This window comes from Streptomyces sp. NPDC096079, from assembly GCF_040303145.1.
In the GTDB taxonomy this organism is placed as follows: Bacteria; Actinomycetota; Actinomycetes; order Streptomycetales; family Streptomycetaceae; genus Streptomyces.
On the sequence record NZ_JBEOST010000006.1, the window covers coordinates 264,445 to 285,088 of the forward strand.

The 20,644-nt window shown below is 72.8% G+C and carries 15 protein-coding genes; 5 read left to right on the forward strand and 10 right to left on the reverse strand.

Annotated elements, in window-relative coordinates; genetic code table 11:
• The first annotated feature begins 16 nt into the window (after positions 1 to 16).
• Positions 17 to 3,109, forward strand: a complete 3,093-nt coding sequence (locus tag ABTY59_RS15535; RefSeq protein WP_352019449.1) for a glycoside hydrolase family 3 protein — start codon at positions 17 to 19, stop codon at positions 3,107 to 3,109.
• Between the two features lie 72 nt (positions 3,110 to 3,181).
• Here ABTY59_RS15535 and ABTY59_RS15540 read toward each other — a convergent pair whose 3' ends face one another.
• The gene (locus ABTY59_RS15540) at positions 3,182 to 4,813 is read right to left on the reverse strand and encodes an amidase family protein (RefSeq protein WP_352019450.1); all 1,632 of its coding nucleotides are present in this window, start codon (positions 4,811 to 4,813) and stop codon (positions 3,182 to 3,184) included.
• A gap of 132 nt (positions 4,814 to 4,945) precedes the next feature.
• Between ABTY59_RS15540 and ABTY59_RS15545 the strand changes: the two genes are divergently transcribed.
• The gene (locus ABTY59_RS15545; RefSeq protein WP_352019602.1) at positions 4,946 to 5,707 is read left to right on the forward strand and encodes a class I SAM-dependent methyltransferase; all 762 of its coding nucleotides are present in this window, start codon (positions 4,946 to 4,948) and stop codon (positions 5,705 to 5,707) included.
• 52 nt (positions 5,708 to 5,759) lie between these two features.
• On the opposite strand, the gene ABTY59_RS15550 is transcribed toward ABTY59_RS15545, so the two are convergent.
• The 7 genes from ABTY59_RS15550 to ABTY59_RS15580 form a co-directional block, all read right to left on the reverse strand.
• Positions 5,760 to 6,116, reverse strand: coding sequence for a DUF805 domain-containing protein (locus tag ABTY59_RS15550; RefSeq protein WP_352019451.1), 357 nt, complete (start codon positions 6,114 to 6,116; stop codon positions 5,760 to 5,762).
• Positions 6,117 to 6,306: 190 nt separating this feature from the next.
• Positions 6,307 to 7,767 carry a catalase gene (locus tag ABTY59_RS15555; RefSeq protein WP_352019452.1) on the reverse strand — a complete coding sequence of 487 codons (1,461 nt, stop codon included), beginning with the start codon at positions 7,765 to 7,767 and terminating at the stop codon, positions 6,307 to 6,309.
• Between the two features lie 95 nt (positions 7,768 to 7,862).
• The gene (locus ABTY59_RS15560; protein WP_352019453.1) at positions 7,863 to 8,873 is read right to left on the reverse strand and encodes an aldo/keto reductase; all 1,011 of its coding nucleotides are present in this window, start codon (positions 8,871 to 8,873) and stop codon (positions 7,863 to 7,865) included.
• 78 nt (positions 8,874 to 8,951) lie between these two features.
• The gene (locus ABTY59_RS15565) at positions 8,952 to 9,788 is read right to left on the reverse strand and encodes an aldo/keto reductase (protein ID WP_352019454.1); all 837 of its coding nucleotides are present in this window, start codon (positions 9,786 to 9,788) and stop codon (positions 8,952 to 8,954) included.
• Positions 9,789 to 9,844: 56 nt separating this feature from the next.
• On the reverse strand, positions 9,845 to 11,047 hold the full coding sequence (locus ABTY59_RS15570) for an MFS transporter (RefSeq protein WP_352019455.1): 1,203 nt from the start codon (positions 11,045 to 11,047) through the stop codon (positions 9,845 to 9,847).
• 271 nt (positions 11,048 to 11,318) lie between these two features.
• On the reverse strand, positions 11,319 to 12,191 hold the full coding sequence (locus ABTY59_RS15575) for a class I SAM-dependent methyltransferase (RefSeq protein ID WP_352019456.1): 873 nt from the start codon (positions 12,189 to 12,191) through the stop codon (positions 11,319 to 11,321).
• Between the two features lie 177 nt (positions 12,192 to 12,368).
• Entirely contained in the window at positions 12,369 to 13,472 is a 1,104-nt protein-coding gene (locus tag ABTY59_RS15580) for a glycoside hydrolase family 113 protein (protein WP_352019457.1), read from the reverse strand.
• 250 nt (positions 13,473 to 13,722) lie between these two features.
• Here ABTY59_RS15580 and ABTY59_RS15585 point away from each other — a divergent pair, with 250 nt between their 5' ends.
• The 3 genes from ABTY59_RS15585 (at position 13,723) to ABTY59_RS15595 (ending at position 17,154) form a co-directional block, all read left to right on the forward strand.
• Positions 13,723 to 14,205, forward strand: a complete 483-nt coding sequence (locus ABTY59_RS15585) for a DedA family protein (RefSeq protein WP_352019458.1) — start codon at positions 13,723 to 13,725, stop codon at positions 14,203 to 14,205.
• A 190-nt stretch (positions 14,206 to 14,395) separates the two neighbouring features.
• On the forward strand, positions 14,396 to 15,622 hold the full coding sequence (locus ABTY59_RS15590; protein WP_352019459.1) for an FUSC family protein: 1,227 nt from the start codon (positions 14,396 to 14,398) through the stop codon (positions 15,620 to 15,622).
• 44 nt (positions 15,623 to 15,666) lie between these two features.
• Entirely contained in the window at positions 15,667 to 17,154 is a 1,488-nt protein-coding gene (locus ABTY59_RS15595; protein WP_352019460.1) for an MFS transporter, read from the forward strand.
• Here the strand turns inward: ABTY59_RS15595 and ABTY59_RS15600 are convergent.
• A complete protein-coding gene (locus tag ABTY59_RS15600; RefSeq protein ID WP_352019603.1) occupies positions 17,140 to 18,921 on the reverse strand; it encodes a methyltransferase in 1,782 nt (593 codons plus the stop codon). The two genes, ABTY59_RS15595 and ABTY59_RS15600, sit on opposite strands and share 15 nt — an antisense overlap.
• A gap of 245 nt (positions 18,922 to 19,166) precedes the next feature.
• Entirely contained in the window at positions 19,167 to 20,381 is a 1,215-nt protein-coding gene (locus tag ABTY59_RS15605) for a 4-hydroxybenzoate 3-monooxygenase (RefSeq protein WP_352019461.1), read from the reverse strand.
• Positions 20,382 to 20,644 lie beyond the last annotated feature (263 nt).

Genomic DNA, 20,644 nt, shown 5'->3' on the forward strand with positions numbered 1-20,644 from the left:
CTCCCGAGGAGCCCGCATGCCGCACCCGCGCCACCGAAGAAGGGCGAGCGCCGCAGCGCTCGCCGCCACCGCCGTCCTCGCCGGACTGCTTGCCGCGGCCGCGCCCAGCGCCGCCGCACCCGACGCCGACCCGGACCCGGCACCCCAGGCCGTCGACCGCTTCGAAGGCGAGGTCCCCTTCGCGGGGCCGCCCGCCGAAGGCCTCTTCACCTGGGGCAGCGACACGGACGACCACCCCGCGCTCACGCTCGCCGAACGCCCCGACGCCCCCGCGGGCACCCGGGTCCTCGAAGGCCGCTACGACATCAGCGGCTGGGGCGGATTCACCCACGACTTCGCCTTCGACAGGCCGGCCCAGAACTGGACCGCGCACCAGGGCATCCGCTTCTGGTGGTACGGCCAGAACACCGCACCCCTGCCACCCGGCTCCGGAAAGCGGATCAACTTCGAGATCAAGGACGGCGGGGCGAACGGCGAGGCGTCCGAACTGTGGACGACCTCCTTCACCGACGACTGGGAGGGCTGGCACCTCGTCGAGATCCCCTTCTCCGACTTCCACTACCGCGCCGACTACCAGCCGGTCGGCGGCATCGACCAGGTCCTCGGCCTCGACCGCATGTGGGGGTACGCGCTCACGCTGCCGACCGGAGCGCCCGGCCGCTTCGCCCTCGACCAGGTCGAGCTGTACGGGAAGGCCGACCCGGCCCTGAACACCCGCGTCGTCACCGGCGCCGTCGTCCACCCGGTCGACGAGGGCGGCACCGCACGCATCGACGTCTCCGTGGCCACCACCGGCTCCACGCCGACCGACGCGCCCGTCACCGTCACGTACAGGACCGACGACAGCGGTCCCGCCCAGCCCGGACAGGACTACCGGCCGGTGTCCGGGAGCATCGTCTTCCCGGCCGGGACGGCCTCCGGCACCACCCGCACCCTCACGGTCACGACGCTGCGCGACCGCGTCGGCGAAGAGGCGGAGACGATCCCCGTCACCCTGTCGGTCGACGGCGCGAAGGCACCCGCGGAGACGCCGGTCGTCGCCGTGAACGCCCATGGACTCCCGTACCTCGACAGCCGTCTGCCCGTGAAACGGCGCGTCGCGGACCTGCTCTCCCGGATGACGCTCGGCGAGAAGGCCGGCCAGATGACCCAGGCCGAACGCAACGCGCTCCGCTCGCCCGGCGACATCGCCGGCTACGCACTGGGCTCCCTGCTGTCCGGCGGCGGCTCGGTCCCCACCCCGAACACGGCGGAGGCGTGGGCCCGGATGGTCGATGCCTACCAGCTGCGCACCCGGGCCACCCGGCTGCAGATCCCGCTGCTGTACGGCGTGGACGCGGTGCACGGGCACAACAACGTGGCCGGTTCCACGATCATGCCCCACAACATCGGCATCGGCGCCTCACGGAACCCGGCGCTCGCCGCGCGGACCGGCGCCGTCACCGCGAAGGAGGTGCGGGCCACGGGCGTTCCCTGGGACTTCGCCCCCTGCCTGTGCGTGACCCGCGACGAGCGCTGGGGGCGTTCCTACGAGTCCTTCGGCGAGGACCCGGCGCTCGTGACCGCGATGGAGACCGTGATCGAGGGGATGCAGGGCGCGCGGGACGGCCGGGACCTCGACCGCGACGACAAGGTGCTGACGACAGCCAAGCACTTCGTGGGCGACGGCGGGACGGCCTTCGGCTCGTCGACGACCGGTTCGTACACGATCGACCAGGGCGTCACCCGCGTCACCCGCGAGGAGCTGGAGGCGGTCCACCTGGCACCCTTCGCCGAGGCGGTGAAGCGCGGAGTGGGCACGGTCATGCCCTCGTACTCCTCCCTCGACATCCTCGGCGACGACCAGGGTCCCGTGAAGATGCACGCCAACGCCGAGATGATCAACGGCGTGCTCAAGGACCGCATGGGCTTCGAAGGCTTCGTCATCAGCGACTGGCAGGCCATCGACCAGATCCCCGGCGACTACGCCGGCGACGTGCGGACCTCGGTCAACGCCGGACTGGACATGATCATGGTGCCGACGAACTACCAGGAGTTCACCCGGACCCTCGTCGCCGAGACGCAGGCCGGGCGCATCCCCACCGCGCGCGTCGACGACGCCGTCGCCCGCATCCTCACCCAGAAGTTCCGCCTGGGCCTCTTCGAGAAGCCGTACGCGGACACCACCCACCTCGCGTCCGTCGGCTCGGCCGAGCACCGCGCGGTGGCGCGGGACGCCGCGGCCGCCTCGCAGGTGCTGCTGAAGAACGACGGCGGTGTCCTCCCCCTGAAGCCGACCCAGAACGTGTACGTCGCCGGCTCCAACGCCGACGACCTCGGCAACCAGGCCGGCGGCTGGACCATCACCTGGCAGGGCTCCTCGGGACGGACCACGACCGGCACCACCGTCCTGGAAGCCATGCGGAAGTCGGCGGCCCCCGGCACGACGCTCACCTACTCCAAGGACGCGACCGCGCCCACCACGGGACACGACGTCGGCGTCGTGGTGGTCGGCGAGACGCCGTACGCCGAGGGCGTCGGCGACGTCGGCAACGGCCACGACCTGGAACTGAGCGCGGCCGACAAGGCGGCCGTCGACCGCGTGTGCGCCGCCATGCCGTGCGCGGTCCTGATCGTCTCCGGCCGTCCCCAGCTGATCGGCGACCGGCTGCCCGCGATCGACGCCCTGGTGGCGTCGTGGCTGCCCGGCACCGAAGGAGACGGCGTCGCGGACGTCCTGTACGGGCGCAAGCCCTTCACCGGACAGCTGCCCGTCAGCTGGCCGCGCGCGGCCAGCGCCCTGCCGCTGAACGTGGGCGACACGCGCTACGACCCGCAGTTCCCCTACGGCTGGGGCCTCACGACGCTCGGCGCCACCCCGCGCGGAGGGGAACTGACGCTGCGGGCCGTCGGGATCGCGGCCCGAGCCCTCCAGACGGCCGGCCTCGGGGATTCCGCCGCCGCCCGGCAACTCGTCGCCAGGGCCCGGCTGATCGCCCAGGACCGGATCGGACAGAACGTCACCGAGGCGACGGCCAAGCCGTTCGCCGAGGCGGACCACCTGCTCCTCACCGGTGACCCGACGGCCGCCGTGACCCGACTGACGGAGGCGTTCCGCGCCGCCGGCTGACCGTCGGGCCCCCGTGCGGGCCGTGCGCGACGTACCGGAGGCGGGCGGGGCCCGCCTCCGGTACGGGCACGACTACCTCCGGTCGGAGAGAGGAGACGGCGCCGACGGCAGGTACCGGGGTGCCCGCCAGGCCCCGAGGCGCTGCTCGACCGCCGCTCCCAGCGACAGCAGAGCGGTGTCCTGCCGGTCGCCGGCCATCAGGAGCAGACCGACCGGCAGCTCGCCGACGAACCCGGCCGGCACGGACAACGAGGGGTACCCGGCGACCGCCGCCGGGGTGGACGACGGGATCACGTCGTTGTCGCCCCGCGCGCAGTCGGTGGTCCAGGCGGGCGGGTTCGCCGGAGAGGCGATGGCGTCCAGGTCGTGGGCGGCCATGGTCTCGTCGATGGACCGCCGTGACAGGTCCTTCAGCTCGGCGCGCATGGCCCGGTAGCGCGGGTCGGTGGTCGACGGTGCGGCGAGGGCCTGCTCGAACAGCTCCTGACCGGCGAAGCAGGTCCGCTCGGCCGGGTGCGCGCGGTTGAACGCGATCAGCGCGGCGAGGTCACGGGGCCCCTCGCGCGAGGCGAGGTACGCGTCGATGTCCCGGTGGAACTCGCTGAGCAGCGCCGGGAACTCGAGCTCCGCGAGCCGGTCCTGGTACGGCGGTGACACCTCGACGACCTGGGCGCCGGCAGCACGCAGCCGCGCCGCGGTCCGGGTCATCAGCGCGTCCACGTCGGGACCGAGCGAGGGGAGCCGCCACAGCCCGATGCGCTTGCCGCGCAGGCCCGCGCCGCCCGGCGCCGCCTCGCCGGTCCACGCACCGCCCCGCGACGCCTCGCCGGTCCACGCGGCCGCCTCGTCACCGCTGAGCACCGCGAAGGTGAGCGCGGTGTCGACGACGTGACGTGCCAGGGGGCCCGCCGTGTCCTGCTCGGCGGAGATCGGGACGACGCCCGACCCGCTCACCAGACCGAGACTGGGCTTGTGCCCCACGACCCCGTTCATCCCGGCCGGACAGACGATGGAGCCGTCCGTCTCGGTGCCGATCGCCACCTGAGCCAGCGAGGCGGCGACGGCCGCGGCCGAACCGGACGACGATCCGCACGGATTGCGGTCCAGGACGTAGGGGTTGTGCGTCTGTCCGCCCACCGCCGACCAGCCGGACGTCGGCTTCGCCGCGCGGAAATTGGCCCATTCGGACATGTTGGCCTTGCCGAGGATCACGGCCCCCGCCGCGCGCAGCCTTCCGACCAGTTCCGCGTCCGTGTCCGGCGGGCTGCCGGCCAGCGCCAGGGACCCGGCCGTCGTCGGCATGTCCCGGGTGTTCACGTTGTCCTTCAGGAGGACGGGGATGCCGTCCAGCGGCCCGCGCTCCTTCCCCAGACGATGCCGGGTGTCGCTGGCGGCCGCCTGTCCGAGCGCGGCCGGGCTGACGCGCAGCACCGCGTTGATCTTCGGGTCGAGGGCCTCGATCCGCCGGAGGTACGCGCGGGTCAGCTGCGTCGAGGTCAGGGACCCGCGCTTCATGCGCACCTGTAACTCGGGGATCGTGACCGTGTCGAGGTCGACGCCGCGCGGGAGCCCGGTCACGGCGGGGGAGGCCGGGGCACCCGCGTGCGGCGCCGCGGCCGGCGCGGACCGCCCGGGTGCGCCCGCCGTCAGGAGGGGTGCCAGGGCCAGGGCCGCGGCCAGCAACGTCACGCTTCTCTTCATCATGGGGACAGCCCACTCCAGGAGGCCGGGGCGCGCAAGAGCGTCGCGGCGGCGCGCCACGGCACGGGCCCCCGCGCTCGGCGCTACCGTCATGACGTGACAGGGAGCAACGCCGACCGCCGGTGGTCCGAGTCCATGCCGGCGGCGTACGAGCGGTACCTCGTGCCGGTGGTCTTCCGGCCCTTCGCCGAGGACCTGGCCACCCGGGCGGCGGCACTCCACCCGGGGCGCGTCCTCGAACTGGCCGCGGGGACCGGGGTACTGACGTCCGCCCTGCTCACGGCGGCGTCCGCCGCCGAGGTGACGGCCACGGACCTGAACGGGTCCATGGTCGCCCTCGGGGTGACCCGGGCCCCGGACGCGGTGTGGCAGCAGGCCGACGCACAGCGCCTGCCGTTCCCGGACGGAGGATACGACCTGGTGGTCTGCCAGTTCGGCGTGATGTTCTTCCCCGACCGCGTCGAGGCCTTCACCGAGGTGCGCCGGGTGCTGGCCCCGGGTGGCCGGTTCCTCTTCAACACGTGGGGACCGCTCCGTACGCACCCTTTCCAGGCCGCGCTCCAGGCCGGGCTGGAGCGGGCCCTTCCGGACGACCCGCCCCGGTTCTTCCCGACCGTTCCCCACGGGTACGCCGATCCCGCGGCCGTCGCCGCCGACCTGGCGGCCGCCGGCCTGACCGTCGAGGACGAGCGGGAGCTGACCCTGCGGGGCCGGGCCGCGTCGATCGCCGAACTCGCCACCGGGTACCTCGCCGGCACCCCCGTACGCGCCGCCGTCGAGCGACACGGCGACGAACAGGCGGTCCGGGCCGTCGTCGTCGAGGAGATGACGGCCCGCCTGGGCCCGGGCCCGGTGAGCGCCCCGATGACGGCGTACGTCTTCCGCGCCGTGGCGTGAGCGGGGGCAGCGGCCGGCGTGCGGCTTGCCGCGCGGGCCCGGGCGTGGAACGTCAGTAGGCCGGGGCCGCCTTCGGGTTCGGGCCGTAGGCGTTCTGCTGTCGCTCGCCCTCGGTGGCGAGGAAGACGACCAGGATGACGGCGCCGACCAGGGGGATCAGGCCGAGGAGGATCATCCAGCCGGAGCGGCCGGTGTCGTGCAGGCGGCGGACGGTCACGCCCAGGTGCGGCAGCAGCACGGCCAGGAAGTAGATCGGGTAGAGCAGCGGGAACGTGCCGATCGCGAGGTCGACCGACGCGACGATGATCACCGCGATGATGTTGACCAGTAAGAACATCCAGTGTTCCTTGCGGCGCGCACGCCCGCTGAACGCCACGTACTTCTTGAGCACTTCGAGGTACCAGTTCACTTGCTTCCCCCAACGACGGAGCGGTGTGAGCGGGATCGTGTCCCTGTCAGGGCAAGCTTTACGCAAGATCGATCGGATTGCTTTCGCTTCGCGGAATCCTGGCGTGAACGTCCTCGGCACGTGCGGTCCCGGGGGCCGGGGAGCGGACTCTCCAGGCCCCCGGGACGGGGTCGGACGACGAGCCGGGGGGCTACGCCTCCCGCTGGGCGCGGACACCCTCCGCGATGCGCTTGCCGAGGGCCGCGTCGATCTTCGTCCAGTACGTGAAGGCGCGTTCCAGGACCGGCTCGGTCACGCCGTCGAGGAGGTGGCCGACCACGTTGTCCACGAGCCGGTCGCGGGCCGCGTCGTCCAGCACCTCGCGCACGAGGGTGCCGGGCTGCCCCCAGTCGTCGTCCTCCGGATGCGAGACGTAGGCGGCTCGTGTGATCTCCCCGTCCGCCGACCAGCCGGGCGGGGTGCCGTAACGCTCCGTGTCGGCCGCCGGTCCGCCCTTGGAGTTCGGCGCGTATACCGGATCGGAGGTCTTCCGGTACGCCATCGCTCCGTCCTTCGAGTACGTGTGGACGTCGACGACGGGAGCGTTCACCGGAAGCTGCTGGTAGTTGGTGCCGATTCGGGCCCGATGGGCGTCCGCGTACGAGAAGAGCCGGGCCAGCAGCATCCGGTCGGGGCTGGGCCCGATGCCGGGGACGAAGTTGTTCGGCTGGAAGGCCGCCTGCTCGATCTCGGCGTGGTTGTCGGTCGGGTTGCGGTCCAGCGTCATCCGGCCGACGGGAATGAGCGGGTAGTCCCCGTGCGGCCAGACCTTCGTCAGGTCGAACGGGTTGAACCGGTAGCCGGCGGCGTCCTCGTACGGCATGACCTGGACGTGCAGCGTCCACGACGGGAAGTCGCCGTCGCGGATGTGCTCGAACAGGTCCCGCATGTGGAAGTCCGAGTCGGCCCCCGCCATCCGGTCCGCCTCGTCCTGCGTGAAGAACTCGATGCCCTGGTCGGTCTTGAAGTGGTACTTCACCCAGAAACGCTCACCCGACGCGTTGATCCACATGTACGTGTGCGAGGTGTAGCCGTTCATGTGCCGCCAGGTCCGCGGCACGCCCCGGTCGCCCATCAGCCAGGTGACCTGGTGCGCGGACTCCGGGGACAGCGTCCAGAAGTCCCACTGCATGTCGTGGTCGCGCAGATTGCTGTCCGCCCGGCGCTTCTGGGACCGGATGAAGTGCTGGAACTTCATCGGGTCCTTCACGAAGAAGACCGGCGTGTTGTTGCCGACCATGTCGTAGTTGCCCTCGGACGTGTAGAACTTCACCGCGAAGCCGCGCGGGTCCCGCCAGGTGTCCGGGCTGCCGCGCTCACCGGCCACGGTGGAGAACCGCGCGACCAGCTCCGTGCGGGTTCCCGGCTGGAACAGGGCGGCCTTGGTGTAGCGGCTCACGTCGTGCGTGACCTCGAAACGGCCGAAGGCACCGCTGCCCTTGGCGTGCGGCTGGCGCTCCGGGATCCGCTCCCGGTTGAACTGCGCCATATGTTCGATCAGGTAGGCGTCCTGGAGGAGGATCGGCCCGCCGGGGCCCACGGTGAGCGAGTGCTCGTCGCTCTCCACCGGGGCTCCGGAGTCGGTCGTCGTCGCAGGTCGGCTCTCGGTCATCGCTCTGCCCTTTCGTCGTCGCGCATGCCCACCCTCTGACGCCTCGCCGAAAGCCGCTACCTGAAACACCCCGCCGCGTCACCGCCCGGGTCCGCTCAGGCGTCGTGGGGGAGCGGCGCGGACGGGCTGACCAGGCCCGCGGCGCGGAGGTCGGTCCAGAAGGCGGCGGGCACGGTCTCGTCGAGGGCCGCGACGTCCTCGGCGATGCGGCTCGGGCGGGTGGCTCCGGGGATGACGGCGGCCGCGGCGGGGTGGGCGAGGGAGAACTGCAGAGCGGCGGCCTTGATGCCGACCCCGTGGCGCTCGGTGAGGGCCTTCAGCTTCTCGACGCGCTCGACGATCTCCGCAGGGGCCTGCTGGTACTCGAAGTGGGTGCCGCCGGCGAGGATGCCGGAGCTGTACGGTCCCCCGACGACCATGTCGACGCCCTGCTCCTGGGCCATGGGGAGCAGGCGCTCCAGGGCGTGCCGGTGGTCGAGCAGCGTGTAGCGGCCTGCGAGCAGGAAGCCGTCGGGGCGCGGCTCGTCGAGCGCGAGGGTCAGCTCGATCGGTTCGGTCCTGTTGACGCCGAGGCCCCAGGCCTTGATGACGCCCTCGTCGCGCAGCCGGGACAGGACGCGGAACGCGCCGGTGCGGGCTTCCTCGTACTTCCGCAGCCAGAGGTCGCCGTGGAAGTCCTGGGCGATGTCGTGGACCCAGACGATGTCCAGACGGTCGGTGCCGAGGCGCTTGAGGCTGTCTTCGACGGAGCGTTCGGTGGCTTCGGCCGTCCACTCGTGCACCATCCTGTTCGGATTGCCGTGCTCGAACAGGCCGCCCTTCTCGCCGAGGTCGCGCGCGGCGGTCTCGTGCTCGTCGAGGACGACCCGGCCGACCTTGGTGGACAGGACGTAGGAGTCGCGGGGCTTGCCGGCGAGGACCCGGCCGAGTCGCTCCTCGGCGAGGCCCGCGCCGTAGAAGGGGGCGGTGTCGTAGAGGCGGATGCCCTGGTCCCAGGCCGCCTCGACGGTGGCGAGGGCCTGGTCCTCGGGGATGGCGCGGAACATGTTGCCGAGCGGGGCCGTGCCGAAGCCGAGCCGGCCGGGGAGGATTGCGGTGAGCGACATGGTGGTTGCCTTCTCGGTTCTCAGGGGGGGAGCCGGGGCGGGCGCGACGGGCCCGCCCCGGTCCCGGCGGGGTGGGGTTCAGTTCAGGTGGTCGGGGTGCGGGCCCGTGCGCAGGTCGCGGTCGAGGCCGGCGATCGCCGCCATCTCCTCGTCCGTGAGGACGAAGTCGAACACGTCGATGTTGGCGCGGATCCGGGCCGGGGTGACCGACTTGGGGATGACCACGTTGCCGAGCTGCAGGTGCCAGCGGATGACGACCTGTGCCGGCGACTTGCCGTGCGCGGCGGCGATCGCGACGATCGCCGGATCGTCGAGGACAGCGCCCTGCGCGAGCGGGCTCCACGCCTCGGTCGCGATCCCGTGCTCGTCGTGGAAGGCGCGCAGCTCGGCCTGTTGGAGGGCGGGGTGCAGCTCGATCTGGTTCACGGCCGGAGTCAGCGTGGCGCCGTCCATCAGCCGGCGCAGGTGCTCGGGCTGGAAGTTGGAGACGCCCGCGGCGCGGATCCGGCCCTCCTCGGCCAGTCGCTCCAGGGCGCGCCAGGAGTCGCGGTACAGGTCGCGTGCCGGGGTCGGCCAGTGGATCAGGTACAGGTCGACGTAGTCCAGGCCGAGCTTGGCCAGGCTGCTGTCGAAGGCCCGGAGGGTGGCGTCGTAACCCTGGTCGGCGTTCCACAGCTTGGTGGTGACGAACAGGTCCTCGCGGGCGAGACCGGACGAGCCGAGGGCGCGCCCGACCCCGGCCTCGTTGCCGTAGACGGCGGCGGTGTCGATGCTGCGGTAGCCGGCATCGAGGGCCGCCGTGACGGCGGCCGTGGTCGCGTCGTCGGCGACCTGGAAGACCCCGAAGCCGAGCTGGGGGATCTCGACGCCGTTGTTCAGCGTGACGGTGGGGACGGAGGGGGTGGACGCTGCCATGGTGTGCGGTGCTCCTTGAGGGGGTGAGCGCGGTGCGCTCGATGGTGCGGGTGGTGTCAGTGGTGTACGGGGACGCGGTCGCCGGCGAGCTGGGCGGCGGCGACCGTGGGGGCGGGGGTACGGCGCTCCAGCGCGGCGGACCAGAAGGCGAGGAGGAGTGCGGCGGCGGCGAGGGCGGCGCCGACCCAGTTGGGGGAGGTGTAGCCGAAGCCGGCGGCGATGACCATGCCGCCGAGCCAGGCGGCGAGGGCGTTGCCGAGGTTGAAGGCGCCGATGTTGACGGCGGAGGCGAGGGTCGGGGCGCCGTGGGCCTGGTCGAGGACGCGCTTCTGCAGCGGCGGGACGGTCGCGAAGCCGAGCGCTCCGACGAGCAGGACGGTGATCGCGGCCAGGACCTTGTGGTGCGCGGTGAGCGTGAACAGGGCGAGGACGAGCGCGAGGCCGCCGAGGGTGGTGTACAGCAAGGGCATCAGGGCGCGGTCGGCGAAGCGTCCGCCGAGCAGGTTGCCGAGGAACATTCCGACGCCGAACAGCACGAGCAGCCAGGTCACGGCACCGTCCGAATAGCCGCCGACCTCGGTCATCATCGGGGCGATGTAGGTGATCGCGGCGAACACGCCGCCGAAGCCGAGCACGGTCATCGCCATCGCGAGCAGGACCTGTGGGTTGCGGAAGGCCGTCAGCTCGCCGCGCAGCCGGGCTCCCTCGGGGCGGGGCATGGCCGGGACGAGCCGGGCGATGCCGAACAGCCCGATCACCCCGAGGGCGGCGACGATCGCGAAGGTGGTGCGCCAGCCGACGGCCTGCCCGATGAAGGTGCCCAGCGGCACGCCGACGATGTTGGCGACGGTCAGTCCGGTGAACATGGTGGCGATGGCGCCGGCCTTCTTGTCCGGGGCGACGAGCCCGGCGGCGACGACGGAGCCGATCCCGAAGAACGAGCCGTGGGCGAGCGAGGCGATGACCCGGCCCGCGAGCATCATCCCGAAGGTCGGGGCCAGGGCGGAGACCAGGTTGCCGATCACGAACAGACCCATCAGCGCCATGAGCATCCGCTTGCGGCTGACCCGGTTGCCCAGGACGGTCAGGAGCGGCGCGCCGACGACGACGCCGAGGGCGTAGCCGGTGACCAGGAGGCCCGCGGTGGGGATGGAGACGCCGTAGTCGCCGGCGATCTCGGGCAGCAGTCCCATGATCACGAATTCGGTGGTGCCGATCCCGAAGGCCCCGACTGCCAGGGCGAGGAGTGCGAGCGGCATGGCTCAACCCTTCCAGATTGCTTGAGTGGGCTCTTTGCGTGCTTCCACAATAGTTGCATGCGCGCGATAAGTGCAAACGCGGGCATGGTGTGTGGGCGTGGAGACCGCAGAGGCGTTCTGCTTGCGGACGCAACGAAGAACCCCCGTCCGAGCGTGAAGCTCGGACGGGGGCCGGGTGCCGTGCGGGGTGCCGTGGGGGGGCCTGTGGGGCTCCGTGCGCTGTGCCGGTACGGAGGCGGGCGACCAGGCGCGTGCAGGGCCGTCGCCACCGTCAACGTGCGCCGGGCTCCGCGGTCCCCGGTTGCCGGCCCCAGACGGTGAGCATCCCGGCCGACAGCGCGGCACACGCGTCCGAGTCCAGATAGCGCACCGCCGCGTCGATCCCGGCACCGTCGATCAGCCCCGTGGCCACCATCGACGCACGGCTCCGCTCCCACGTGTCGGCCCAGAAGCGGCTGATCGGGCTGCCGCGCAGCAACGGCGGCACGTACATCTCCGCGCCCACCTCCCGCAGGCCGGCCGTGCGCAGCAGCTGTGGATACGAGGGCACCCAGGAGACGTCCGTGCCGATGGACCCGCGCAGACCCCGCCACATCGCGCGCATCGCCGCGGCGTACGGCGTGTCCGCCGCCGCCCCGCCGTCCCGGGCCGGGGCCGCCGCCCCCGTACGGTCGCTGGTGAGGTCGACCGCGTCGCTGAGGACCAGGACCCCGCCCGGTGCGACCAGCCCGGCCAGGACCGACACCATCCGCTCGTGCTCCGGCAGGTGCATCAGCACGAACCGCGCGTGGACCAGATCGAACCTGCCCGGCGCGAAGCCCGGGGCGGTGATGTCGGCCTGGAGCACATCGAGCCCGGGTACGGGCCGTTCGGCGAGGAAGCGCACGTCTCGGTCGACGGCCAGGACGCCCGCCACCTCCGCCTCGGACAGAAGCCGCCGCGACACCGTCCCCGTGCCGGCACCGATGTCCAGACAGCGCCACCCCGGCCCGGCGCCGAGGGCGCGCAGCCGGGTCAGCGTGAGGTCGTCGTACGCGAGCGCACCGAGGTCGATCCGCTCGGCCTCGCCGGGCTGCTCGGGCCGGAAGGCGTCCCGGCCGTAGCGGCCCCCGTCCGCCGCGTCGTTCCCGCCCCGGGCACTCACGGGGACATCCGGGGCGACGCGTGGGAGGGGGAGACGGACGACATCCACGACGTCATGGCCGGACCTTTCCTGGAGGCGCTCGGGGCGCGGCGGCACGCGGGGGGCCGCCGGTCCCCTCCATGCTCGGTGCCGTGCGCGCGGGGCGCGCCGTGCCTGGTCCGTACGGGTCAGGCGCGCCTACCGGAACCGGCCCGCCACCGTGTGGAAGGACAGCTTGGGCTCCCACCGGCCGGTCTCCGCGTAACCGCGCCGGGTCCCCGAGGGGAAGGTCTTGACGAGGGCGAAGCTGGCGATGTCCAGGTCGTCGCGTCGCCGCGGGGAGTACGGCGAATCCGGGGCGATGAAGTTGTAGACGAAAGCGCCGTCCACGCCCTCGGCCGCGTAGAGGTCGAGGAGCGCCCCGATCTCGTCGGCCTGTTCCCGCTCGTCGCGGACGTAGCCGTCCCTGACCCGCGGAGGCACCCGCTCCCAGTCGACGGCGTTGAAGCCCGCCCCGCCGTGATCCGCGGCCCCGGTGAAGGTGCAGCAGCCGAACTCGGTGATGACGACGGGCTTGCCGTGCCGCTTCAGGGCGCGGAGCCTCCGGGCGTAGGTGGCCTTGTTGTCCGCGTCGCGGTAGAGGTTGGCCCCCACGACGTCGAAGCCGCGCCAGTCGACCGACTCCCACTCGCCCGAGCTGTACGTGACGAGCCCGCCGAACCGCGGCCGCACGGCCGTCAGCGCCCTGCCGAGGAAGGCGTTGAGCCGCTCCTGGTAGCCGGCCGACTCCGGGCGCCCCAGTGCCTGACCGCGCTCGTTGTAGTCCTTGCCCGGCACCAGGCCGGACATGAAGATGGTCAGCTCGGTGCCGACCGAGAGGCCCACTCCGGGGTGCCGCGAGCGGAGGCGCTCGGCGGCGCGCGCCACCGCACCGAGGAACGCGAGCGTCTGCTCCGCGTCCTGGTCGAACCGGCGCGGCTCGAACCAGACGAAGAGGCCGTGGGCCGCCGCGATGGCCGCGGCCTCCGTCAGACGGTCGAGGTCGTGGCCGAGCAGCAGGACGGCGTTGCCGTGCAGCCGCTGCCGGATGGCGGCGATCTCCCGGCGCACGTACGCGGTCCGCCAGACCTCGCGGTCCGTGTCGAAGTTGACGCCCCGGTAGGTGAACGCTCCGGAGGGCCGCGTGGAGGCCGCCACGGCGGTGGACCTGGTCGGGGTGTGCGCGGTGCCCGCGACGCAGGCGGTGGACAGGGCCGCGGCTCCCGCGAGCAGGGTCCGGCGGGCGATCGGTGTGGAGGTCATGTCGCCACTCTCTTCGGCCCGTTGGGCGGGCGCGTCGGCCGAAGGGCTCGATCCCCCCGACCGAAGTCGCTGCCGGGTGAGACTTTCGGCGCGACGGGTCGGCAGCCTCCGGGAACACCGGCGGAGCGGTACGGCGGAAGCGTCGCTGTCCGCCGTCTGGCGATTAGGTTAGGCTGGCCTTGCCCCGCGGGTGGGAGCCCGGAGGACGGAACAGGCAGAGGCAGGGTACGGGTGGCCAGGATGAGGCGTCGTGGATGAGATCGCGCTGACGGCCGGCGCCCTGTACGTCATCGTCCTGCTCCGCGCCGGCGGGACCTTCGCCGTCGGATGGCTTGCCGGCGCCGGGGCCCGGCGCAGCAGGTTCGCCGGCCGGATCTCCTCGGCGAGGTTCCAGCGCGCCGAGCGGGCGATCCAGCGGTGGGGCGCTCCCGTGGTGGCCGTCTCCTTCCTGACCGTCGGATTCCAGACCGCCGCCAACTTCCTCGCGGGCAGCATGCGCATGCCGCTGCCGCGCTACCTCCCCGCACTGTTCGTGGGCGGAGCGGCCTGGGCGCTGGTCTACGCGACCGCGGGGCTCGGCGTCCTCGAAGTCCTCGGAAGGCTCTTCGCCGAGCGGACGGCCTTCGGCGTGGCCGCCGTGGCCGCCCTCCTCCTCGCGGTGTGCGGGGTCGTGCTGTACCGCAGGCGAAGGGCGTCTCCCCCCTCGGGCGACACCGTGGCCGAGGAGGCCTGAGGGGGAAATCGCCCGTCCCGGCGCGCGGCGGCACGCGGGGGAGGCGACCGGGGCCCGAAGTCGCGCAGGCCCCCCGAAGCGGGGGTGATCCCTCGTCCGCCTGGGCGCACCGGCGCATGAGCCCGGACCCGTTCGGGCAGTCGGTCGTCCAGACTGCCCCGTGCGGGGCGGCGACGGGACGAGGTGGCACGTGGCGCGCGGCGCGGGACGGCACGACCGGGACGACGGGCTGCTCACACGCCTCCGCCGCGACCCCTTCGCCGTCCAGACCGTACGGTCCACCGCGGCGGCCACCCTCAGCTACGTCGTCGCCCTCCGGCTCAGCAGCGAACCGGTACCCCTCACCGCGCCACTCACCGCCCTCCTCGTCGTCCAGGTCACGCTCTACTCCACCCTCACCACCAGCCTCCGCCGGGTGAACGCGGTCGTCGTCGGCGTCCTCATCGCCATCGCGTTCAGCGTCGTCGTCGGTCTCTCCTGGTGGAGCCTCGCGCTCGTCATCCTCGCCTCACTGCTCGTCGGCCGTCTCGTCCGGGTCGAGGAGTTCATCCCCGAGGTCGCCATCAGCGCCATGCTCGTCCTCGGCGTCACCCAGGTCTCCGACACCGCCTGGGACCGCGTCCTGGAGACCCTCATCGGCGCCGTCGTGGGCCTGCTGTTCAACCTGTTCCTCGCACCGCCCGTCTGGGTCGACACCGCCGGCCACTCCATCGAGGACCTCGCCCGGCGCATGCGGCTGCTGCTCCTGGACGTGGCGGACGAGTTCACCGGCGCGCCCCCCGTGGAGCAGGCGGCCGCCCGCCTCCACGAGGCCCGCCGCCTCGACAACGACGTCGCCGACGTCGACGGGGCCCTGCGGACCGCCGAGGACAGCCTGCGGTTCAACCCCCGCGTCAAGGAGGGGCTCCTGCACCGGGTGGTGCTGCGCACCGGCCTCGACACCCTGGAGATCTGCGCCGTCGTCCTGCGGGTCCTCGCCCGCACCCTCACCGACCTGGCGAAACACCGCGACGGCAACCAGCTGCTGCCGGAGCGGGCCGCCCTCGCCATCCGGGAGACCGCCCAGTACACCGCCGACGCGATCGTCAGCTTCGCCGTCCTCGTCACCGCGCTGGGCAGCGAGGGCGCCGAGGCCGCGGAGAGCCGCCTGGCCGGCGAACTCCGGGCGGCCAGGGCCTGCCGGGACGCGGCCGCCGACCGGCTCCTCGCCCTCGCGCTCTCCGACCCGGGCCGCTGGCAGCTGTACGGGGCGCTGCTCGCCGAGGTCGACCGGATCCTCGACGAACTCGACCCCGAGCACCGGGGCCGCCGGCTGATGGAGGAGCTGGACCGGCAGGTCCGCGAGAGCCGTGACCGCCGGCGCCGCATCGCCCTCCGTGACCGGCGGAGTCCGCGCACCCGCCGGGCCGACGGATGACCGCTCGCGAGGGGGGTACCCGCAGCTTCGGAGAGAGGAGAACCATGCGCGCGACGTCTGCTTCCACGGAGTCCGGGACGGGCACGGTCACCACCGCCGTTCCGGCCCGGCTCGACCGGCTCCCCTGGTCCCGCTGGCACTGGATGATCGTCATCGGTCTCGGCACCGTATGGATCCTCGACGGGCTCGAAGTCACGATCGTCGGCAACATCGCCGGCCGGCTGGCCGAGGAGGGCAGCGGCCTCGACATCTCCGCGGCCCAGGTGACGGGTGTGGCCGCCGCGCTCTACGTGGCGGGCGCCTGCTCGGGCGCGCTGTTCTTCGGGTGGCTGACCGACCGCCACGGCCGCAAGAAGCTCTTCATGATCACCCTGGCCGTCTATCTGGGCGCCACGGCGATGACGGCCCTCTCCTTCGAGTCGTGGTGGTTCTTCCTCTTCCGCTTCCTCACCGGCTTCGGCATCGGCGGCGAGTACGCGGCCATCAACTCCGCGATCGACGAGCTGATCCCGTCCCTCTACCGGGGACGGGTCGACCTGATCATCAACGGCAGCTACTGGCTGGGCGCCATCGGCGGCGCCCTGCTGTCGATCGTCATGCTGGACACCGACATCTTCCCGAAGGACGTCGGGTGGCGGCTCAGCTTCGCCCTCGGAGTCGTACTCGGTCTGGTCATCCTGCTCGTGCGCCGGCACGTCCCGGAGAGTCCACGCTGGCAGTTCATCCACGGCCGCGGCGAGGAGGCGGAGGAACTGGTCGGCTCGGTGGAGCGCGAGATCGAGGCGGAGAAGGGCGCCGAGCTGCCGCCCCCGGCCGGCCGGATCACCATCCACCAGCGCACGAGCATCGGCTTCGGGACGATCGCGAAGACCGTCTTCCGCCGCTACCCGCGCCGCGCCGTCCTCGGCCTGGCCCTCTTCATCGGGCAGGCCTTCCTCTACAACGCCGTCACCTTCGGCTTCGGCACCATCCTCATCACCTTCTTCGACGTGCCCACCGGGAGCACCGGCTACTACTTCGCGGTGATCGCGGCGGGCAACTTCCTGGGGCCGCTCCTGCTCGGCCGGCTCTTCGACACCGTCGGCCGCCGCATCATGATCGCGGGCACGTATCTGCTGTCGGGTCTGCTGCTCTTCGGGACCGCCTGGCTCTTCGACCGTGGCTCGCTGACCGCGACCACGCTCACGGCCTGCTGGTGCGTGGTCCTGTTCTTCGCCTCGGCGGGCGCCTCCAGTGCCTATCTGACCGTCTCCGAGATCTTCCCGATGGAGACCCGTGCCATGGCCATCGCCTTCTTCTACGCGCTGGGAACGGCGGCCGGTGGCATCAGCGGCCCGCTGGTGTTCGCCGAACTGACCGAGTCGGGCGTGGTCGGGGACACGGTGCTCGCCTTCCAGATCGGCGCCGCGCTGATGTGCGCGGCGGGGATCGTGGCCGCCTTCCTGGCCGTGAAGGCGGAGCGCCGCTCCCTGGAGGACATCGCCGAGCCGCTCTCGGCCGTCCGGGACGGCGAGGAGTCAGCCGGAGTCTGACCCGCCGGCCGCGGGCCCCCTTCCGTGCGGGAGGCCGTGGGCGTCCGCGGCACCCGGCCGAGCGGCCCTGCGGGCGTGCAGGACGTGGGCCTCAAGAGGCAGGGGAGTACGGTCCAGGAGCTCGAGACCGGCGTCGGCGAGCAGACGGGCGTAGTGCTCGGCGCTGCGCTCACGGCCTCCGACGTTGCACATCATGTGGAGGTCCCAGGCCGTGGCCAGCGACGGAGAGCCGTCGGTGGGGAGGAGCCGTTCGACGATCAGCAGGTCGGCCCGGGCGCCCATCGCGCGGGCGCAGTGGCGCAGGATCTCCCGGCACCGGTCGTCGTCCCAGTCGTGCAGGATGCGGGACAGGACGTAGACGTCCCCGCCGTGCGGCAGATCGGCGAAGGTGCCGCTGCGGTAGTCGCAGCGGGCGCCGCAGCCCAGGGAGCCGAGCGATCGGCGGGCGGCCTCGATGACGTGGGGCCGTTCGAGGAGCGTGCCGCGCAGGGACGGATGCGCGGTGAGGATGCGCCCGAGGAGTTCCCCGTTGCCGCCGGCCACGTCGACGACGGTCCGCGGGGTGGGGGCCTGGGCGGCCGCGGTGATCACCGGGTGGTCGGGGAGCGGGCCGAACATGCGGGAACTCGCCGCCATGGAGCGGTCGAAGAGATCGGCCAGCTCGGGGTCGCGGGCGAAGTGGTCGAAGTGGTTCTCGCCGAAGAGGTGGTCGAAGGCGGGCCGGCCTGTCCGTACGGAGTGGTCGAGCGCGGCGAAGGACCCGTAGAAGGGGCCCGCGTACATCAGGGCCAGCGGGCGCATCGTGTCCGGGGCGTCCGCGCGGAGCAGCCGGCCCAGGTCGGTGAGGCGGAACGCGCCGTGTCCGTCGGCGGCTTCGGTGTGCTCCGCGTGCTCGGCCTCGGACACGACACCGAGCATCGCGAGGTAGCGGAGCAGGGTGGCGAGGCTCCGGGGGTCGGTGGCGGTCCGCCGGGCGAGTTCCCGGGTGCGGGAGGGGGCGGTGACGTCCATGGCCTCGGGCAGGCGGAGGCGGGCGAACGCGGCGAGGGCCTGGGTGGTCCACGCTCCGGTGAGCAGATGGAGGAGCGTTTCGGCGGGCCGGTCGGCGCCGGGGCGTCCACCCGTGTGGGCGGCGAGGGCCTCGCGGTGGTCGCCGGGTGCGTAGAGCTCGATCCGGCGGTATCCGCACCTCGTGTCAGGGGTGGCGAAGTAGAGGACGGTTCCGTTCTCGTGCGGGTTGTACCCGCCGCCGTCGGGGCGGGCTCCGAGCCGGGTGAGCACGGCGCACAGGCCGCGCAGCACGAGCGGGTCGGGGTGCTCCAGGGCGAAGGCCAGGTGAGCCTCGTGGTCGAGGGCGCGTTCGTGCGCCGCGACCTGTTCGAGGGCGGACCCCGCGGGGACGGTGAGGGCGAACACCTCGACCGCGCGCGGTTCGTCGGCCGGGCCGTGGACGCGGGGCCGCAGGATGCGGACGTCGAGCTCGGCCACGTCGCGGCGGTGGCGCCGGGCCAGACGCTCGCGTACGACGACGCTGGGGCAGGACGGGGTGTCCTCGGCGAGCCCGTTCACGGCGAGCAGGTCCCGCAGGTGCCGCTGGTCCCGGGGGAAGACCAGGAGGCCGACGTGGGCGAACCGGCAGTTCGCGGCCACGGAGGCGAGTTCCGGACCGTGCAGACCGGGCAGGAGGAGGGGCAGCAGGGTGTCGCTGTCGTGCCGCCGTACGAAGTCCGCCGCCGCGCGCAGACGCGCCGCGTCGTCGAGAGGCATCGTTTCGCCGCGTGGGGCGGGGGCGTCGGGGAGGTGGGCTTCCGACGGAAGGGTCGTGGTCGTCACGGGGTGTCCTCAGGTGGGTGCCGGGGCGATGGGAGGGGGCAGGGCGGGCCGGGGCGCGGTCCGGTGACGGGCCGGCCGGGGCCGGGAGTGGGGGCCTCGGGTGGGGGACCGGGGCCGGTGCACGTCGGGTGGGGGACCCGGTCGGGGCACTTCGGTGGGGCCCGGCGCGGGGCGCCGGTTCAGACGCCGACGTAGTTCTCGGCGAACCAGTCCTGGTGCGCGCGGGAGGTGCGCAGGGAATCGAGGCGGGCACGCCGCAGGGAGGCGTGGAAGAACGATCCTTCTGACCGTTCCTGTCCGGGGATCGCGTGGAGCAGCCCGGTCATCCACTGGGTGAACTCCTGTGCCCGCCAGATGAAGGCCAGGGAGCGCGCCGAGTAGCGGTCCAGGCCCGCCTCGTCGTTCCGACGGAGGGCCCCGGTCAGCGCCTCGGCCAGGAGCTCCGCCTCCAGGACCGCGAGGTTCGCCCCCTTCGCCGCGGCCGGGGCCGTCAGGCTCGCCGCGTCACCGGCGAGCAGGAGGGAGCCGTGCCGCAGGGGTTCGACCACGTCGCACGTCAGGTCGACGACGCCGCGCTCGATGATCGGCCCCCGGCGCAGCGGGCCGTACTCCTCGGCCCGCATCCTCAGGTCGAGCTCCTCCCAGATCCGCTCCTCGGACCAGGAGTCGGCGGAGAATCCGCGTCGGCACTGCAGGTAGTAGCGCGTGACGTGCGGTCCGCGTGCCATGTGTCCGGCGAAGCCGCGGTCGTGGACGGCGTAACCGACCGCGTCGAGGCTGGGCGGGGCCTCGGCGAGCAGCCCGAGCCAGCTCACGCCGTGGTCGTGACGGTGGCGGACGGCGTTCGGCGGCAGCGAGCGGCGGGCGCAGCCGTGGCGTCCGTCGCACCCCGCGACGTAGCGGCCGTCCCACCGGACGGGACGGCCGTCGGGCTCCCGGGCGATCACATGGGGGTGGCGGCCGGAGGCGTCCTGCACGGCCAGCGCCTCGGTGTCGAAGCGGATCCGCCCGCCGGCCTCGGCGTACCGTTCCAGGAGGTCGGACACCAGGTTCTGCTGGGGGTAGACGGTGTGCCGTTCCCCGCGGCCGAGGGTGCCGTAGTCGAGTCGGAAACGACCGTCGGCGGTACGGAACTCGCAGGTGCCGTGGGTGCGTCCGTCGCGGTGCAGGCCGTCTGCGAGGCCGTGGCGGTCCAGGATCCGTACCGTGTTGGGCGCCAGGAAACCGGCCCTGGCCCGGTTCAGGACGTGGGTGCGGGTGGCCCGTTCGAGGATGACGCAGTCGACCCCCGCCGCCAGCAGGAGGTTGCCGAGGAGGAGGCCGGCCGGGCCGGCGCCGAGGACGACGACATCCGCTGATTCACGCGATGCCCGCCCCTTCTGATCTTGTGTCATAGACCGGGAATGATAAGCACGGAATGCCGCGCGGATGATCATGACTCATTCGGATGCGGTAATAGGGAGAAAATCAGAAGAACAATCTCCCCGTGCCCGGGAGTTCGGAACGGCCGGCCCTCAAGTGGCCGGATCGGAGCGGCCGGACGGAGGGCGGACGGGAAAACGGCACCCCGCGTTCTCCGCCTCGGGAACCATTCCTCCGGCCGCTCTCCTCCTGTGGTCGGACGCGGCGCCGTCCGGGGGAGGGATGCGGCCAACTT

Excerpts from the sequence above, each read along its gene's own strand:
- ABTY59_RS15535 (WP_352019449.1), top strand. The coding sequence starts at position 17 with ATGCCGCACCCGCGCCACCGAAGAAGGGCGAGCGCCGCAGCGCTCGCC.
- ABTY59_RS15540 (WP_352019450.1), bottom strand. The coding sequence starts at position 4,813 with ATGATGAAGAGAAGCGTGACGTTGCTGGCCGCGGCCCTGGCCCTGGCA.
- ABTY59_RS15545 (WP_352019602.1), top strand. The coding sequence starts at position 4,946 with ATGCCGGCGGCGTACGAGCGGTACCTCGTGCCGGTGGTCTTCCGGCCC.
- ABTY59_RS15555 (WP_352019452.1), bottom strand. The coding sequence starts at position 7,767 with ATGACCGAGAGCCGACCTGCGACGACGACCGACTCCGGAGCCCCGGTG.
- ABTY59_RS15560 (WP_352019453.1), bottom strand. The coding sequence starts at position 8,873 with ATGTCGCTCACCGCAATCCTCCCCGGCCGGCTCGGCTTCGGCACGGCC.
- ABTY59_RS15565 (WP_352019454.1), bottom strand. The coding sequence starts at position 9,788 with ATGGCAGCGTCCACCCCCTCCGTCCCCACCGTCACGCTGAACAACGGC.
- ABTY59_RS15570 (WP_352019455.1), bottom strand. The coding sequence starts at position 11,047 with ATGCCGCTCGCACTCCTCGCCCTGGCAGTCGGGGCCTTCGGGATCGGC.
- ABTY59_RS15580 (WP_352019457.1), bottom strand. The coding sequence starts at position 13,472 with ATGACCTCCACACCGATCGCCCGCCGGACCCTGCTCGCGGGAGCCGCG.
- ABTY59_RS15595 (WP_352019460.1), top strand. The coding sequence starts at position 15,667 with ATGCGCGCGACGTCTGCTTCCACGGAGTCCGGGACGGGCACGGTCACC.
- ABTY59_RS15600 (WP_352019603.1), bottom strand. The coding sequence starts at position 18,921 with ATGCCTCTCGACGACGCGGCGCGTCTGCGCGCGGCGGCGGACTTCGTA.
- ABTY59_RS15605 (WP_352019461.1), bottom strand. The coding sequence starts at position 20,381 with ATGACACAAGATCAGAAGGGGCGGGCATCGCGTGAATCAGCGGATGTC.